Annotated in this window: 13 protein-coding genes; 4 read left to right on the top strand and 9 right to left on the bottom strand. The window is 35.6% G+C overall.

The annotated features are described in order from the left end of the window. Positions 1-4: 4 nt before the first annotated feature. Positions 5-1,234, top strand: coding sequence for a peptidase T (pepT, locus tag BWZ20_RS13755; protein WP_076620766.1), 1,230 nt, complete (start codon positions 5-7; stop codon positions 1,232-1,234). Here the strand turns inward: pepT and BWZ20_RS13750 are convergent. From BWZ20_RS13750 to BWZ20_RS13730, 5 genes are all read right to left on the bottom strand, one after another. Further along, on the bottom strand, positions 1,231-1,641 hold the full coding sequence (locus BWZ20_RS13750) for a hypothetical protein (RefSeq protein ID WP_076620764.1): 411 nt from the start codon (positions 1,639-1,641) through the stop codon (positions 1,231-1,233). The genes pepT and BWZ20_RS13750 overlap by 4 nt on opposite strands. Continuing rightward, complete coding sequence (locus BWZ20_RS13745) at positions 1,619-2,215, bottom strand: archaeosortase/exosortase family protein (protein ID WP_076620762.1); 597 nt, start codon at positions 2,213-2,215, stop codon at positions 1,619-1,621. Before BWZ20_RS13745 ends, BWZ20_RS13750 begins: the two co-directional genes overlap by 23 nt. Position 2,216: 1 nt before the next feature. Next, entirely contained in the window at positions 2,217-2,423 is a 207-nt protein-coding gene (locus BWZ20_RS13740) for a PID-CTERM protein-sorting domain-containing protein (RefSeq protein ID WP_076620760.1), read from the bottom strand. Between the two features lie 14 nt (positions 2,424-2,437). Beyond that, positions 2,438-8,089: a T9SS type A sorting domain-containing protein gene (locus BWZ20_RS13735; protein WP_076620759.1), complete on the bottom strand. Its 5,652-nt coding sequence runs from the start codon at positions 8,087-8,089 to the stop codon at positions 2,438-2,440. Positions 8,090-8,742: 653 nt separating this feature from the next. After that, positions 8,743-9,657, bottom strand: coding sequence for a T9SS type A sorting domain-containing protein (locus tag BWZ20_RS13730; RefSeq protein ID WP_076620757.1), 915 nt, complete (start codon positions 9,655-9,657; stop codon positions 8,743-8,745). A 271-nt stretch (positions 9,658-9,928) separates the two neighbouring features. Here BWZ20_RS13730 and BWZ20_RS13725 point away from each other — a divergent pair, with 271 nt between their 5' ends. Continuing rightward, on the top strand, positions 9,929-10,462 hold the full coding sequence (locus tag BWZ20_RS13725; protein WP_232217173.1) for a YdeI/OmpD-associated family protein: 534 nt from the start codon (positions 9,929-9,931) through the stop codon (positions 10,460-10,462). Between the two features lie 64 nt (positions 10,463-10,526). Here the strand turns inward: BWZ20_RS13725 and yajC are convergent, their stop codons facing one another. From yajC to BWZ20_RS13705, 4 genes are all read right to left on the bottom strand, one after another. Next, a complete protein-coding gene (yajC, locus tag BWZ20_RS13720) occupies positions 10,527-10,817 on the bottom strand; it encodes a preprotein translocase subunit YajC (protein ID WP_076620755.1) in 291 nt (96 codons plus the stop codon). 6 nt (positions 10,818-10,823) lie between these two features. Beyond that, positions 10,824-11,384 (bottom strand): DUF1573 domain-containing protein, encoded by a 561-nt coding sequence (locus BWZ20_RS13715; RefSeq protein ID WP_076620753.1) that lies wholly within the window; start codon positions 11,382-11,384, stop codon positions 10,824-10,826. Between the two features lie 123 nt (positions 11,385-11,507). Continuing rightward, on the bottom strand, positions 11,508-12,452 hold the full coding sequence (gene nusB / locus BWZ20_RS13710) for a transcription antitermination factor NusB (RefSeq protein WP_076620752.1): 945 nt from the start codon (positions 12,450-12,452) through the stop codon (positions 11,508-11,510). Positions 12,453-12,543: 91 nt separating this feature from the next. Further along, entirely contained in the window at positions 12,544-13,647 is a 1,104-nt protein-coding gene (locus BWZ20_RS13705; protein WP_076620751.1) for a Glu/Leu/Phe/Val family dehydrogenase, read from the bottom strand. Positions 13,648-13,780: 133 nt separating this feature from the next. On the opposite strand from BWZ20_RS13705, the gene BWZ20_RS13700 reads away from it, so the two are divergent. Beyond that, positions 13,781-15,538, top strand: a complete 1,758-nt coding sequence (locus BWZ20_RS13700) for an ABC transporter ATP-binding protein (RefSeq protein WP_076620750.1) — start codon at positions 13,781-13,783, stop codon at positions 15,536-15,538. Positions 15,539-15,599: 61 nt separating this feature from the next. Next, positions 15,600-15,989: a PUR family DNA/RNA-binding protein gene (locus BWZ20_RS13695; protein ID WP_076620749.1), complete on the top strand. Its 390-nt coding sequence runs from the start codon at positions 15,600-15,602 to the stop codon at positions 15,987-15,989. Positions 15,990-16,007: the final 18 nt, after the last annotated feature.

The raw sequence follows: 16,007 nt of genomic DNA, 5'->3' as shown, positions 1-16,007 counted from the left end.
AAACATGCAGCATATTATAGATCGTTTTATAAGCTATGTAACTATAGACACAGAGTCAGATCCAAACTCTACCACTACTCCAAGTACCAAAAAACAATGGGATTTAGCTAATAAATTGGTTGAAGAACTAAAAGCTATTGGTATGAGCGATGTAAGTATAGACGATAACGCCTACATAATGGCAACTTTACCTAGTAACATAGATCATGATGTGCCTACTATTGGCTTTATATCGCATTTTGATACTTCACCAGATTTTACAGGAGCTAATGTTAAGCCACAAATTGTTGAAAATTACGATGGTAAGGATATTATTTTAAATGCTGAAGAAAACATCATTCTATCGCCTGATTATTTTGAAGATCTATTGCTTTACAAAGGCCAAACTCTAATAACAACTGATGGCACAACGCTTTTAGGCGCTGATGATAAAGCAGGAATTACAGAAATTGTAACAGCGATGGAGTATCTTATTAATCATCCTGAAATAAAACACGGAGAGATTAAAGTAGGTTTTACACCAGATGAAGAAATAGGGAGAGGTGCACATAAATTTGATGTTGAAAAATTTGAAGCTGATTGGGCCTATACCATGGATGGTAGTCAAATAGGTGAATTAGAGTACGAAAATTTTAATGCTGCATCTGCAAAGATAAAAGTAAAAGGAAAGATTGTACATCCTGGTTATGCCAAAGGCAAGATGGTAAATGCCATGTACTATGCTACCGAGTTTATTAATGCTTTACCAAGACTAGAAACACCAGAACATACTGAAGGTTACGAAGGCTTTTTCCATTTGCATAACATAGATGGTAAAGTTGAAGAAACATTACTTCAATACATTATCAGAGATCATGATAAAGATAAATTCGAAGCTCGCAAAGCTCTCATGGAAAAAATTGTGTTTGACTTAAATACTAAGTTCGAAGCCGAGATCTTCGAAATAGAAATCAAAGATCAATATTATAATATGAAAGAAAAGGTAGAACTTGTAAAACATATTGTAGATATTGCTGAGGAAGCCATGATTTCTTTGGGTATAAAACCATTGATAAAACCTATTAGAGGTGGTACTGATGGTTCGCAGTTGTCTTACATGGGTTTACCATGTCCTAACATTTTTGCTGGTGGCCATAACTTTCATGGGCGCTATGAGTATGTCCCAGTAGAAAGTATGCAAAAAGCTGTAGAAGTTATATGTAAGATTGCTGAACTTACTGCTATAAAAAATTAATTTGCAGGTTTTATAAGTAAATTATTCAGCAAGCCCATTGCTAAATACATTAAAGGTGAAATTAGTATTTCTTGAATTGACCTTGCAAAGATGCTAAGTCTTGGTATAGTATTTCCTTCAAGAAACAACCAATCAAACAATCCTATACCAGTTATTATGCACAATCCACTGATGTGTACCATGTGCCAAAACTTTGACATCCAAGTTGCTTTGAGTTTTCCCAAATGAAAAGTTCCTGCAAAGTAAACTGCAACCGTAAATAGAAGACTTATAAAATGCCTTAGCCTTCTTGGTATCATTGCTGTATCTCTATGCTCAGCAATAAATATATAGTAACAAGAATATAGTATAAAAATAATAATAAGACCCATTATAAAACGAATCTTATCTGATTTGTAAAGTTTCATTATTTAAATGGATTTTTCTGGTATAGATTACCCATAATAAAAAGGTAACCGAATATACAGTAACATTAAATATGTATTTATGGGCAATATCAAAATAATACTCATAGTACTCTTGTAAATAAATTAGGCCTATACACCTAGCTATATTCACTAAATCGAGTATAATTACACCTATAATTATATATCTAACTTTTCGCCAAAATGAAGAAGGTATACATACAATAAAGCCAATGTACAATGCAATTAATTCTAAGCCATTACAAAGGTCCGCGATATATAAAACTCTTCTATCGTTATGTAATATGAGTGAAGCAATTTCTGTTGTAGACTCGCCTTCATAAATAGAAGTCTTTGCTTCTCTAACAGCTCTAAAACCAGACATAGAAGTCCAATTATTTAATATCTCAACACATGCATCGCCTATATGTGTTGTAAGCGCATGGTCTAAAACCTTGGATTCCAACAAAAAACCTATATATACGATCTTCCATACAACAAAAAACAATAAGGCTTTTCCTAAAAAAAGCCTTATTGGTGTTGGAATGTCGCTTAATAATGTCTTAAGCTTTATCACGTTACTTCAAATTATCTCGTAATTTTTTAACTCCAAACGCTGCAGCACCAATTACCAAGGCAATTAGGCCACCATCTAAGGGAACATCCTGTGTATCAGTCGCTCCTCCTGGAGGTCCTTGTGCGTTTATGTCCGTAGACATAAACAACGCACATACTATAACCATTGTACCTATGGCTCTAGAAATTCGTTTTTTAGAATTCTTCATAATATTTAAATTTATTAATTAATAATTAACTTTTTGGTTGTTGTTCTACCTTTAGAACTCAACTCTACAAAATAGGTTCCCATACTAAAGTCAGAACCAGCCTCAACTGTAATTCTACTACCAGCATTAAATCCTGTTTTGTTATATAATCTAGTTCCTAAAACATCATAAATTGTAACTTCTAGGTCATCCATACCTAGTGGAACGTTTAAATAGAATTTACCAATGTTAGTTGGATTAGGATAGAGCTTAATACCATCTAAATCAAAACTACCGGTTGATAAAGTTGATTGGAAAAATACAACTTTAAAACGATCATTAGCAGATGAAGATGCAATACCAGCTTCTACAACATAGCTATAGTTAACAGAACCCGTCTGAGGAATCTCAGTATATGCACCAGTGTAATTATCGTATAAGTAAGGTGTTACACCTTCTATTGATATACCCTCAGCTACAATCGTATAATTTGTACTTCTATAAGTATTAATCTCCAATTGAATTTCTTCTGTTTCCTGCGGCATTGCTCTGTTTTCTATACTTAGCAATTCGCCGTTATTAATGGTTGTAAAATTCTCGTCTAAGTTTGTAATGCTTAATGCATCGTTAGCATCTATACCATTATTTCCATTAGCGCCAAATAATATTAACACACCATCAGTAGCTGTGTCGTTATTAGCAAATGCACTACTTTCATATAAAGATAAACGCAATTGACTTAGACTTGTACTTGCACCATTATCCGTAAATGTTGAAGTTTCTAAACCAGAATTATTCTTACTGGTTTGGTCAAAGATTACAGACGACTGTCCTGCACCAGCTGTATAAACCCAACCAGCTTGTCCTGCCTGTAAGTATTGATTAGCATCAGATCCTGTTGTAGAAGCAACACCTGAAGCTGCGACAACAGCTGTATATGCTCCTCTGGTACCCAACGTAGGGTCCCAAACCCAATAGAAATTAGGGTTAATATTTGTAGAACCTGTCGTTAACACAGTATTCATATCAATCTGCGCCTGGAACGGATTACCAACTGCAATAAATCGTTGTTCAGGAACATTTACTGAAATCATTTGAGATCCAATATTTTCAGCTGTTAACTCACCTGTGGCATTTAATGTAGTCTCTGATGGTGTAGCATTATTATTCCCTAAATCTGTATTTCTATCTCCTCTTATCAAGATATGATACATGGTACCAGGAATTAAATTAGTGGCATTTGTATTAGCCAACTCTACATATTCATAAGCTACGTTATCAAAAATATAGGCCGAAGGGTTTCCTGTAAACGTTACATCAAATCCATCTGTATTACCTGCTGGGCCAGTAATATGGGTATCTTGCTGCCAATTATCAGATATAGGTGTACTTGTTGTAACTGGAGTACCTAATTGGCGATAAGCTCTTTTCGCAGGAATATAGCGTTCCACAGTGAAATCACCCATAAACATACCCATTCCTGATCCAATGTAAGCAGAACCTGTTGCATCAGACTCAAAAGTTACTGTACCATCATTAGAAACAACACCGTCATTAGTAACTTCTACATTTGGACTGACATTTAAAGATGCTCCATCTTCTACAGTTACCGTAGAACACTCAGAGATATATAAATCTTGTCCTCCTGTTAACACTGGATAATTAGGTGCTCCCATCGAAATAGTTACATCTGCAAACACCATTAAGCCTGGCGCTTCATTATTATCCCAGTTACCTGTATTTTCCCAATTGGTATCCATAGTCCCTGTCCACGTTAATTGTGGTAATGGACCAGCACATGGATCTGGTGTTTCACAAGTTATACTTAAATCAAAATCACCTGTTGCAGCACCAAAACCGCTTACATAAATATAATAGGTGGTTCCTACTTCAGAATCAAATGTAAACTCTGATGTAAATCCACCACATCCCGAACCATCATCATTATTTCCTAAACAAGTAAGATCATCACAGACACCAGTATAAACTGTTATTTCTGTATCAAAATTAGCTGCGTCACATACTGAAGCCGTTACTGTATCGCCAGTTCCCATATAGGCATACCATACACCTACCGCAGAACTAGACGTTCCACAACCATCGGCTGCTACACCATCTCCGTCTGTAGCATTTACATTAGTTCCACTTACTGTTTCGCCACATGAAATCATCTCAGCATCCATACATAAATCATTATCTGGTGCTTGTGGAGGTACTTCACAAGAGACACTCATAGTATAAGCTCCTCTATTTGTACCAAAACCTGTAACATACACGTAATATGTTGTTCCTGTCATAGATGATATTGTGATTGATGACGTTGTACTATCACCACCATCATCATCACCATCTAAACATGTTAAGTCGTCACAAACTCCCGTATAAACAAAAATCTTCGTATCAAAAGACGACCCAGAAAGATCAAATGTTACATCACTTCCGTCACCCATAAATGAATACCATACTCCACCATTAGAAGAACTTGGTGCACTAGTACCGCAATATGATTGTTCCGAATCTGAAGTTGCATCAGTAGTATCACCCATTACCGTATCACCACAGGCGACCATCGCTGCATTTGCACATAGGTCATTACCTGGTGCTGGTTGTGGACAGGTAAACGTAAACTCCCCTAGATCTGCATCACAGGCATCATCCGTCGCATCTACAGTTAAGTTCACCGTATCACCACTGTTGTAGGGTCCTGCCACTACAGTGCCTGCCACTACTGGATATGTATTTGTACCATCGCTGATCACTGTTCCTGCTGATCCTGCATCGGATACAACAACCTCTACGTTGAACGTGCCTGTGCCATCAACCTCACTACACGTCTCTACTACCGTAGCACTGTCTATTGTTGGTGACACACACTCTGGTGGTGGTATACATGTTACTGCCAAAGTATAGTCGCCCGAAGCACCTGTGCCGCTAAACGTACTAAAGAATCCTTCTACTAAAATGATATACGTCGTAGCACCATCTGATGTAAAAGTTACTTCTGACTGAAGTGAACATGAATCGTCATTTGAGGCAACTACGGTTCCGTCGCATCCATCCAATACGGTTAATATGGTATCGAATGAGGAACCACATAAACTTACCGTGACTTCTTCTCCATCGGCTGTACCTGATAAAGAATAGAATACGTCGTTAGAATCGTTGCCTGCCGTATTTGTAGCGTTGGCCGTTGAGCCCATTACGGTATCACCACAGGCGACCATCGCTGCATTTGCACATAGGTCATTACCTGGTGCTGGTTGTGGACAGGTAAACGTAAACTCCCCTAGATCTGCATCACAGGCATCATCCGTCGCATCTACAGTTAAGTTCACCGTATCACCACTGTTGTAGGGTCCTGCCACTACAGTGCCCGCTACTACTGGATATGTATTTGTACCATCGCTGATCACAGTTCCTGCTGATCCTGCATCGGATACAACAACCTCTACGTTGAACGTGCCTGTGCCATCAACCTCACTACACGTCTCTGCTACCGTAGCACTGTCTATTGTTGGTGATACACACTCTGGTGGTGGTATACATGTTACTGCCAAAGTATAGTCGCCCGAAGCACCTGTGCCGCTAAACGTACTAAAGAATCCTTCTACTAAAATGATATACGTCGTAGCACCATCTGATGTAAAAGTTACTTCTGACTGAAGTGAACATGAATCGTCATTTGAGGCAACTACGGTTCCGTCGCATCCATCCAATACGGTTAATATGGTATCGAATGAGGAACCACATAAACTTACCGTGACTTCTTCTCCATCGGCTGTACCTGATAAAGAATAGAATACGTCGTTAGAATCGTTGCCTGCCGTATTTGTAGCGTTGGCCGTTGAGCCCATTACGGTATCACCACAGGCGACCATCGCTGCATTTGCACATAGGTCATTACCTGGTGCTGGTTGTGGACAGGTAAACGTAAACTCCCCTAGATCTGCATCACAGGCATCATCCGTCGCATCTACAGTTAAGTTCACCGTATCACCACTGTTGTAGGGTCCTGCCACTACAGTGCCCGCTACTACTGGATATGTATTTGTACCATCGCTGATCACAGTTCCTGCTGATCCTGCATCGGATACAACAACCTCTACGTTGAACGTGCCTGTGCCATCAACCTCGCTACACGTCTCTGCTACCGTAGCACTGTCTATTGTTGGTGATACACACTCTGGTGGTGGTATACATGTTACTGCCAAGGTATAGTCGCCAGAAGCACCTGTGCCGCTGAACGTACTAAAGAATCCTTCTACTAAAATGATATACGTCGTAGCACCATCTGATGTAAAAGTTACTTCTGACTGAAGTGAACATGAATCGTCATTTGAGGCAACTACGGTTCCGTCGCATCCATCCAATACGGTTAATATGGTATCGAATGAAGAACCACATAAACTTACCGTGACTTCTTCTCCATCGGCTGTACCTGATAAAGAATAGAATACGTCGTTAGAATCGTTGCCTGCCGTATTTGTAGCGTTGGCCGTTGAGCCCATTACGGTATCACCACAGGCGACCATCGCTGCATTTGCACATTGGTCGTTACCTGGTGCTGGTTGTGGACAGGTAAACGTAAACTCCCCTAGATCTGCATCACAGGCATCATCCGTCGCATCTACAGTTAAGTTCACTGTATCACCACTGTTGTAGGGTCCTGCCACTACAGTGCCTGCTACTACTGGATATGTATTTGTACCATCGCTGATCACAGTTCCTGCTGATCCTGCATCGGATACAACAACCTCTACGTTGAACGTGCCTGTGCCATCAACCTCGCTACACGTCTCTACTACCGTAGCACTGTCTATTGTTGGTGATACACACTCTGGTGGTGCCGTAAATGTTAATGTCCACTCAAACGGCCCTGAGTCCCATTCATTTGACCATTCTATATAATAGGTCTGACCCGCAACTACAGGATAACCTAATATCTCTGATGAAAAAGCAGTACATCCTGCGGTGTCATCAGATGCTTGAATATTGCTTAAATCCTCACATGGCCCTGTACCCACAGCTAGATCAGTATCAACACCACTACCACAAGCCGATACATCAATTGTACCGTCTTCAGTAGCTGTATACGCAAACCATGCTGCATCTAAACCGCTTGGTAATGTCATGTTGGCACTACCCGAACCATCATTAATTGTCGTTGTATACGTGCCAGGAACTATAGATTCTGCAGTAGAACACATATCCTGCGGCTGTGCTGGCTGTGGTTCTACGCATGTTATACTTAAATCAAATGTTCCGGTACCAGCGCCAAAACCACTTACATATATATAGTAAGTAGTTCCTACCTCTGAGTTAAATTCAAACGCTGATGTAAATCCACCACATCCCGATCCATCATCGTTGTTACCCAAACAAGTGAGATCGCCACATACTCCAGTATATACTGTAATTTCTGTATCGAAATCTGCTTGATCACAAGTTGAAGCAGTGACTGTATCTCCTGTTCCTGTAAAAGCATACCATACGCCTACTGCTGTAGTCGATGTTCCACAACCGTCTCCAGCCACTCCATCTCCGTCTGTTGCACCCACATTGGTACCACTTACAGTATCGCCGCAGGCAATAATTGAAGCTCCTGAACACAAATCGTTTACTAATTGGGCATTACTTTGCCAACAAAACGCAAGCAAAGCAACACATGCATAAATAATTTTTTTCATAAAATTTACTTTAAGTTAGGTAATTAGGTTAGAATCTTCATTGGGACTACACATAGTTCTATGATGAATTAAATTTTAAGGTATAACTTCTCATAATGTCATGGTTAATTAATGTTAGTAATAATTTACCTAAACATCCCTTAAGGATAAAGGGTAGATGTAAGTTATTGCAGAGTAAGGGCATCAATTTTAATATGCCTAAATCAAAAAAAGGTAAACTTGCGTAGATTCGTCAATCAACTCTTATATATCAGACGCGTTGTATAGTAGATGCAACATGTGTATTGCAAACCTAATACAAACAATATAATATGATAATAGGTAATTGTAATTATTGAAACAAGTTTAGATAGTTAATGATTAATAGCATTACAATGTAATAAAAAAATAGCCTTAATATTAAAATAATGTTAAACAAATCGTTAAAATGTTAATATTTTCTTTAAACAGTATGCTAAAAATTTAGGAAAAACATGCAATAGTGATGAAATATTTTAATAGTCAAAGCGAACACTTACGGTGTAGTTAAGTTTTTAAGATTAATTATTATCTTATAAATGTTTTGAGATGTAATATAAATTTTTAAATGCAGAAAAACTGGCCCAAAAAAGCAACAAAAGGATAAAGCATAGTAAAATTTTAATACCTAAAACTCAAAGTACTATTAGTTTTTTTACAATTGTTTTTCCTTGAGACTTTAACTCCACAATGTAGGTACCTGCACTTAACACGTCATCAGTAACTATTGTTATAGTTCGGTCTTGTAAAACGCGGTTAACAGCGTAAAGCTTAGTGCCTAATATATTGTATATTGAAATGTTAAGATTATGTATTTCTGATGGAATATATAAGTAGAATTTACCTAGTCTAGTAGGATTGGGATATATTGATATCTCTTCTAAACTGCTTATACTATCTGATAGTGTTTCAACATCAAAAACTATCCTAAATCTGTCACTAGCAAGGGACTGAGCATCACTAGTGTTGATGGAATAATTATAACTGATTGTGCCACTTTGTGGTATTTCAGTACTAATTCCTGTAAAATCATCATATAAAAACGCGATTGCATTTTGTATAGAGATACCCTCAGCTACTATAGTATAGCTTGTACTTCGATAGGTATTAACTTCTAACTGAATTTCTTCGAGATCTACTGGCGCTGCTCTACTTTCTATACTTAACAGTACACCATTATTATTAGTTGAAAAGTTTTCATCTAGATTAGGAATGTCTGGTGCATCATTAGCATCGACGTCATTGTTACCATTTGAATCAAATAAAATTAAAACACCATCTGCAGCGGCTTCGTTATTGGCTAGTGCACTGCTCTCGTAGAGCGATAATCGCAATTGACCTAAACTCGTTAAGTTATTAGGTTTTGTGTTTATTTGTTCTTTACGATTATCAATATTCAAATTATTATTTAAACTAGAACTTGATTGGCAGTTAGATATTGTACTATCTTCTAGCTTTTCTTTTTTTAAATTTTTCGAATCTATTGCGTACACGCTTACATTAAAGAGAATAACGAGTACAGTAAAAATTATATAGGATAGTATCTTCATTTTACAAAAATTAAAAGTTGATTTTAAATTTTACCATAACCAACATTTAAAATGAAGAAGTAGAAATTGTAGATAGAGCAAACTTATTGTTGTAAACTTAATCAAAATTTACACATCAGCAAAAGCAATATAACTCATAAAAGACTTATGAAACAAAACTCAAATTGTAGAAAAATGTAAATTTGAACCTTAAAACCTTGTTAAAATGAAAAAAGTCTCATTAGTTGAAGAATATATAGAAGTAAATGCTCACTTTGAATAAGAGCTCTCTATCATTAGAGACATTATTAATTCTACCGAATTAGAAGAAACTCTAAAATGGAGCGCACCTACTTATACTTTAAATGGGAAAAATGTTGTTGGTCTTGGTGCTTTTAAAAACCATTTTGGTATTTGGTTTTTTCAAGGTGTCTTTTTAAAAGATGAAGCTAAGTTACTCATCAACGCTCAAGAGAACAAAACGAAAGCCTTAAGGCAAATGCGTTTTGAATCTAAAGCAGATATCAATAAAAGTGCTGTTCTAAAGTATGTAAAAGAGGCTATAGAAAATCAACGTTTAGGTAAAGAGATAAAACCTCAACGTAATACTAAAGCTGTAATTATTCCTACAGAGTTAGAGCGTATTTTTTCTACCAACCAAAAATTAGAAGCTGCTTTTAAATTATTGACATCAGGCAAACAGAGAGCGTATTGTGATTATATTAGTGAGGCTAAACGAGACGCTACAAAACAATCTAGAATAGAAAAAATAACACCTATGATTCTTAAAGGTGTTGGTTTGTATGATAAATACAAAAACTGTTAGAACTATACATTAAAAAAGCCACTCTGTTTAGAATGGCTTTACTTGTAAGATAAATAATCTAGCCTTATTTTACTTTAGCTGGAGTATTTAATTTTTTACTCATTTCCATTGAAATTGCAGAACGGTCAAACTTAATCTTACCTGCTAACGTTTCTATAACGCAACTACTATCTTTATCGTTTAGCTCTACAACTTTGCCGTGCATTCCACTTTTAGTAATTACGCGATCACCACGTTTTAATTCACTCGCAAACTTCTTTTCTTGTTTTGCGCGTTTCATTTGTGGTGCAATCATAAAAAAATACATCACTGCAAAAATGGCTATAAATGGTAAAAATGAACTTAATCCTTCCATTATAAATTAGTCGTGGTTATGACCTTCGTGGCCAGGTTTTGTTGATGTTTTTGCGTTTAGCATCGGATTCTTTGGTGTTGCATTCGCTGCTGCTGCCTTTTTTTCCGCTGCTCTCTTAGCAGCTTCTGGATTGTTAACCATTGCTGTAATTTTAACAACCTCAGTTCCTTTTTCTGTATTAGTTGTCATGGTTAAAGACTTAGATACTTTACCATTTCCTTTACCATTAAACTTTACAGTAAACTGACCTGTTTCACCTGGTGCAACTTCCTTTGTATAGTTAGATGGCACAGTACAACCACAAGTACTCTTAATATTACTTACTACAAGCATAGAGTTACCTTTATTTGTATACTTAAAAATTGTTTCTACAGGAGTACCGTTTTCAATTGTACCAAAATCGTGTACAGTTTTATCTAATTCCATCACTGGGAAATCACCAGCATTGGCATCTCTCTCTGCTGCAACAGCTACATTTTCTGAATTTACTTTACTAGCTGCATCGTCTTTACAAGAAGTAAAAGCAACCATGCATAACGCACTAAATCCTAAGATAATCTTTTTCATTACTTATATTTTAATTAATACTATTGATTTTCTAAGTTGCCAAAGGTAACAATAATTCGCTGCAATTAAAATTTTTTAGAATGTCCTTAACAGAAGTACCAAAGAAACACACAGCGTAATCGACTACATTAGTCCTCTCCCTGTTTTTGCGTGTAAGTTATTTGACTGATATTCTTTCACGATTTTATCTAGTATGCCATTAATAAACAAACTACTTTTTGGTGTGGAGTACTCTTTGGCTATCTCTAAATATTCATTAATAGTTACTTTATAAGGAATTGATGGAAATTTCTGAAATTCGCACAAGGCCATTTTTAACAATAAACCATCTAAACTTGCTAATCGCTCTGTGTCCCAATTGGTAGTCTTTTTAGATATTTCATCAGAAAACTTAGAGTTATTCAATATTGTCTTTTTGAATAATTCTTTGGCAAATTCTTTATCGTCTTCGTCCTTATATAAATCTGGCAATAATTTAGTTTCTGGAGATGTAAGCTTTATTTTGCCCAATACTTTTAAAAGTACAGTATTTACCACAGGAAAATCATCTACCCACGTTAATTTTTTATCCTCAAAATAATCATAAAGCTTATCATTTGGCGCTATGATTTCTGTGTAGATATCTAAAATAAATTGCTTATCTGTTTTTAAATCTGTTTCCGAATTATTTACATAATCTTCGTAAAGTTTACTGTTTTTTATCTCTTTGAATAAAATATCTACGTACTCAAAATCTAAATCCCAAAAATTCAGTTTTCGTTTTGTTATAACCTCCTGCAACATTTTATTATCACTGATAATACCTAACAGTAAGTTGTCTTGAAATTTAGTGTTTGGATTTCTATCTGAGTCTGATCCTAATAGTTTTTTCTGAAGCTTACTATTGTAATCCTTACTCTTTTTGTGCAATTCTGTGAGTAAAGCCAAGATAGAAAGGTACAAATCTAACATGCTATCTAAACTGTGCATCAAAAACTTCTCGTCTTTTGCCAAGTCATCACTTTCATGACCTTTAAAAGCGTACAATGATTGCATTACTTTTATTCTAATATGTCTTCTGTTAAGCATGTATACAGAACTGCTTTTTATAGGTTATTAAAAAAGGTGAATCGCTATCAATTCACCTTGCAAAAATACTATTATTTAACTCTGAAAAAAATTATTTAGAATTTTCTCTTTTACGAGTTTCTATACGTTCTCTTGCTATATTTAATGCCGCAGTATTAGTAGTAAGATTATTTACTTTAGCATTATCTAAAATCTCAAGTGTGGTGTTATATATATTTTCAGTTTTACGCATAATCTCTTGCCTGTCATAATTTTCTAATTCTGCATAGACATTGATTATACCGCCAGCATTAATTAAGAAATCTGGTGCATATACAATACCTCTTTCTTGTAGGATTGTACCATGTTTATTCTCTTCTGCTAACTGATTGTTAGCCGCACCTGCAATGATATCTGCTTGTATTCTATTTATTGTATCATCATTAATAGTAGCACCCAAAGCACATGGAGCGTAAATATCCATAGGTTCACTGTAAATATCATTACCACCATATATAGTAGCTCCGTACTTAGAACGCACTTCTTCAAGTCGTTCTTGGTTTATATCTGCAATTGTTACTTTGGCACCTTCATTAACCAAGTGTTCAACAAGTGCTTCACCAACATGTCCAATACCTTGTACGTAAACAGACCTGTCTTCTAATACATCTGAGCCATATTTGAATTTTGCCGCAGCTTTCATTCCCATAAATACGCCATAGGCTGTAATTGGCGAAGGATTACCCGCGCCACCTTTACTCTCGGATATACCAGTTACATAAGGAGTTACTTCTCTCACAGTGTCCATGTCTTCAGTAGCCATACCTACATCTTCTGCAGTGATGTATTTACCACTTAAAGAGTGTACAAATTCACCAAAACGTCTCATTAACTCAGGAGTTTTTTGAGTTTTGGCATCACCTATAATTACAGCCTTACCACCACCAAGATTTAATCCTGTTATCGCAGACTTAAATGTCATACCACGAGACAAACGCAATACATCGTTTAGTGCCTCCCACTCGTTATTATAATTCCACATTCTTGTACCACCTAGTGCAGGTCCTAAAACAGTGTTATGGATGCCAATTATAGCTTTCAAACCAGTATCTTTGTCGTTGCAGAAAACGATTTGTTCGTGGTCATCAAATGAAATTTGACCAAATACAGGGTCTACTTTTGCAAGTTCCTTAGAACTTATTAATTCTGAAGTCATTATTGATTAAGATTTAAGGCTGTTTGAAAATAATTTAAAAACAGCGTGCAAAAATAAATTATAATTAGAGGATTAGCAAAATATTAACGTCAAAATCAGATTATCATAATACTTTTGACCGACCAAACGTAACATGAAAGCATTAAAACATCTAAATAAATATTTTTACAAATACAGATTTCGATTAATTATAGGTGTAATTATTACTATAATTTCTAAGATATTTGTCTTATTCACACCACGTTTCATAGGAGATTCCATAAATATTATCTCAGATAAACTTAGTGGTGAAATTACTTACGAAGTCTTTAAAACAGACCTTATTACTAATGTCTTGTTAATCATTGGCGCTGCTGTTTTAGCTGGTTTGTTTACATTTTTAATGCGTCAGACTATAATAAACGTATCGAGATATATTGAGTATGATTTAAAAAATGAGATCTACAAGCATTATCAAATTCTTTCTTTAAACTTTTATAAATCTAACCGTACAGGAGATTTAATGAATCGTATAAGTGAAGATGTTGGTAAAGTACGTATGTACGTTGGTCCTGCTCTAATGTATACCATAAACACAATTACCTTATTTACAGTAGCAATTATCTACATGGTAAATACAGCACCAACACTTACACTATACACATTATTACCATTACCAATTTTATCTGTTTCAATTTATAAATTGAGCAGATTAATCAATAAACGCAGTACGATTGTACAACAATCATTATCTACTTTATCTACTTATGCGCAGGAAACCTTTAGTGGAATTTCGGTAATAAAATCTTATGGTATAGAACCTAAAACTAACGATGAATTTGAAGGGCTTTCAGCAGAAAACCGCCAAAAACAAATTAACCTAACTAAGGTACAAGCTCTTTTCTTCCCATTAATGATTTTATTGATTGGCATTAGCAACCTCATCGTTATCTATGTTGGTGGTGTACAATATATCAATGGCGAAATTGAAAACATAGGTACCATTGCAGAATTTATAATCTATGTAAATATGCTCACTTGGCCTGTAGCCACGGTAGGTTGGGTTACATCTTTAGTGCAACAAGCAGAAGCCTCACAAGAACGTATTAATGAGTTTCTAAAAACCGAGCCAGAAATTCAGAATACGGTTAATAAACTTACACCCATAAAAGGTGATATTGAATTTAAGAATGTTTCCTTCGTTTATCCAGATACTAATATTGAAGCGCTTAAAGACGTTAGTTTCACTTTAAAATCTGGAGAAACTTTAGCAATATTAGGCAAAACCGGCTCAGGTAAATCAACAATTTTAGACCTTATTGGTAGACTTTACGACATAGATAATGGCAACATTCTCATAGATAGTAAAAAAATATCAGAGCTTAATCTATTCAGTTTAAGGGAAAGTATTGGATATGTACCACAAGATGCATTTTTGTTTTCAGATACTATAAAAAACAATATTAAGTTTGGTAAAGAAGATGCTACAGATAATGAAGTTATTGAAGCAGCCAAAGATGCCAAAGTTCATAAAAACATTATTGGTTTTAGTAAAGGTTATGACACAGTTTTAGGCGAGCGTGGCATTACACTTTCAGGTGGCCAAAAACAACGTGTATCAATTGCAAGAGCTATTATTAAAAAGCCTGAAATACTTCTGTTTGATGACTGTTTATCTGCGGTAGATACAGAAACTGAAGAAAAAATTCTAAAAAATTTAGTTAGGCTAACTAAAGACAAAACTACTATTATAGTTAGTCATCGCGTGTCGTCTGCAAAAAACGCAGACAAAATTATTGTGTTAGAAGATGGCATTATTACGCAAACGGGAAACCATGAAAACCTCATTAATGCAGAAGGGTATTATAAGGAACTTTACTTGAAACAACTATCCGAAAAAGAAATACAATAAATTATTTGTCAGTTTACTTTTTTTTTAGATTTTTGAGAATAAATTAAAAAAAGATTGATTTATGAGCGATTATGAAATGACGGATAAAGAAGAAATTTATTCTAAAGTACTACGCGCAGGAAGACGAACCTATTTCTTTGACGTTAGAGCAACAAAAGCAGAAGATTACTACCTAACCATTACAGAAAGTAAAAAATTTACAAACGACGACGGCTCTTATCATTATAAAAAGCATAAAATTTACCTTTATAAGGAAGATTTTTCTGAGTTTAGAGAAATTTTAGCTGAAATGACGGACTACATCATTTCTGAAAAAGGTGAAGAAGTGATAAGCGAGCGCCACCAAAAAGACTTTAAACGAGAAGACGATTTTGTAGCTCAAGAAGCTAAAACCTCAAAAGATTTAAATGGTACAGATAGTTTTACAGACATAAGTTTTGATGACATCTAAAATCAACTTCTGTTAAAT

It is taken from the genome of Winogradskyella sp. J14-2 (genome assembly GCF_001971725.1).
In the GTDB taxonomy this organism is placed as follows: Bacteria; Bacteroidota; Bacteroidia; order Flavobacteriales; family Flavobacteriaceae; genus Winogradskyella.
The sequence above is the reverse complement of the archived record's forward strand: the minus strand, read 5'-3'. Positions and strand labels throughout refer to the sequence as shown.

Bases quoted from the DNA above. Each gene is read 5' to 3' on its own strand.
- pepT (WP_076620766.1), top strand. From the start codon at position 5: ATGCAGCATATTATAGATCGTTTTATAAGCTATGTAACTATAGACACA.
- BWZ20_RS13750 (WP_076620764.1), bottom strand. From the start codon at position 1,641: ATGAAACTTTACAAATCAGATAAGATTCGTTTTATAATGGGTCTTATT.
- BWZ20_RS13740 (WP_076620760.1), bottom strand. From the start codon at position 2,423: ATGAAGAATTCTAAAAAACGAATTTCTAGAGCCATAGGTACAATGGTT.
- BWZ20_RS13735 (WP_076620759.1), bottom strand. From the start codon at position 8,089: ATGAAAAAAATTATTTATGCATGTGTTGCTTTGCTTGCGTTTTGTTGG.
- BWZ20_RS13730 (WP_076620757.1), bottom strand. From the start codon at position 9,657: ATGAAGATACTATCCTATATAATTTTTACTGTACTCGTTATTCTCTTT.
- yajC (WP_076620755.1), bottom strand. From the start codon at position 10,817: ATGGAAGGATTAAGTTCATTTTTACCATTTATAGCCATTTTTGCAGTG.
- BWZ20_RS13715 (WP_076620753.1), bottom strand. From the start codon at position 11,384: ATGAAAAAGATTATCTTAGGATTTAGTGCGTTATGCATGGTTGCTTTT.
- nusB (WP_076620752.1), bottom strand. From the start codon at position 12,452: ATGCTTAACAGAAGACATATTAGAATAAAAGTAATGCAATCATTGTAC.
- BWZ20_RS13705 (WP_076620751.1), bottom strand. From the start codon at position 13,647: ATGACTTCAGAATTAATAAGTTCTAAGGAACTTGCAAAAGTAGACCCT.
- BWZ20_RS13700 (WP_076620750.1), top strand. From the start codon at position 13,781: ATGAAAGCATTAAAACATCTAAATAAATATTTTTACAAATACAGATTT.
- BWZ20_RS13695 (WP_076620749.1), top strand. From the start codon at position 15,600: ATGAGCGATTATGAAATGACGGATAAAGAAGAAATTTATTCTAAAGTA.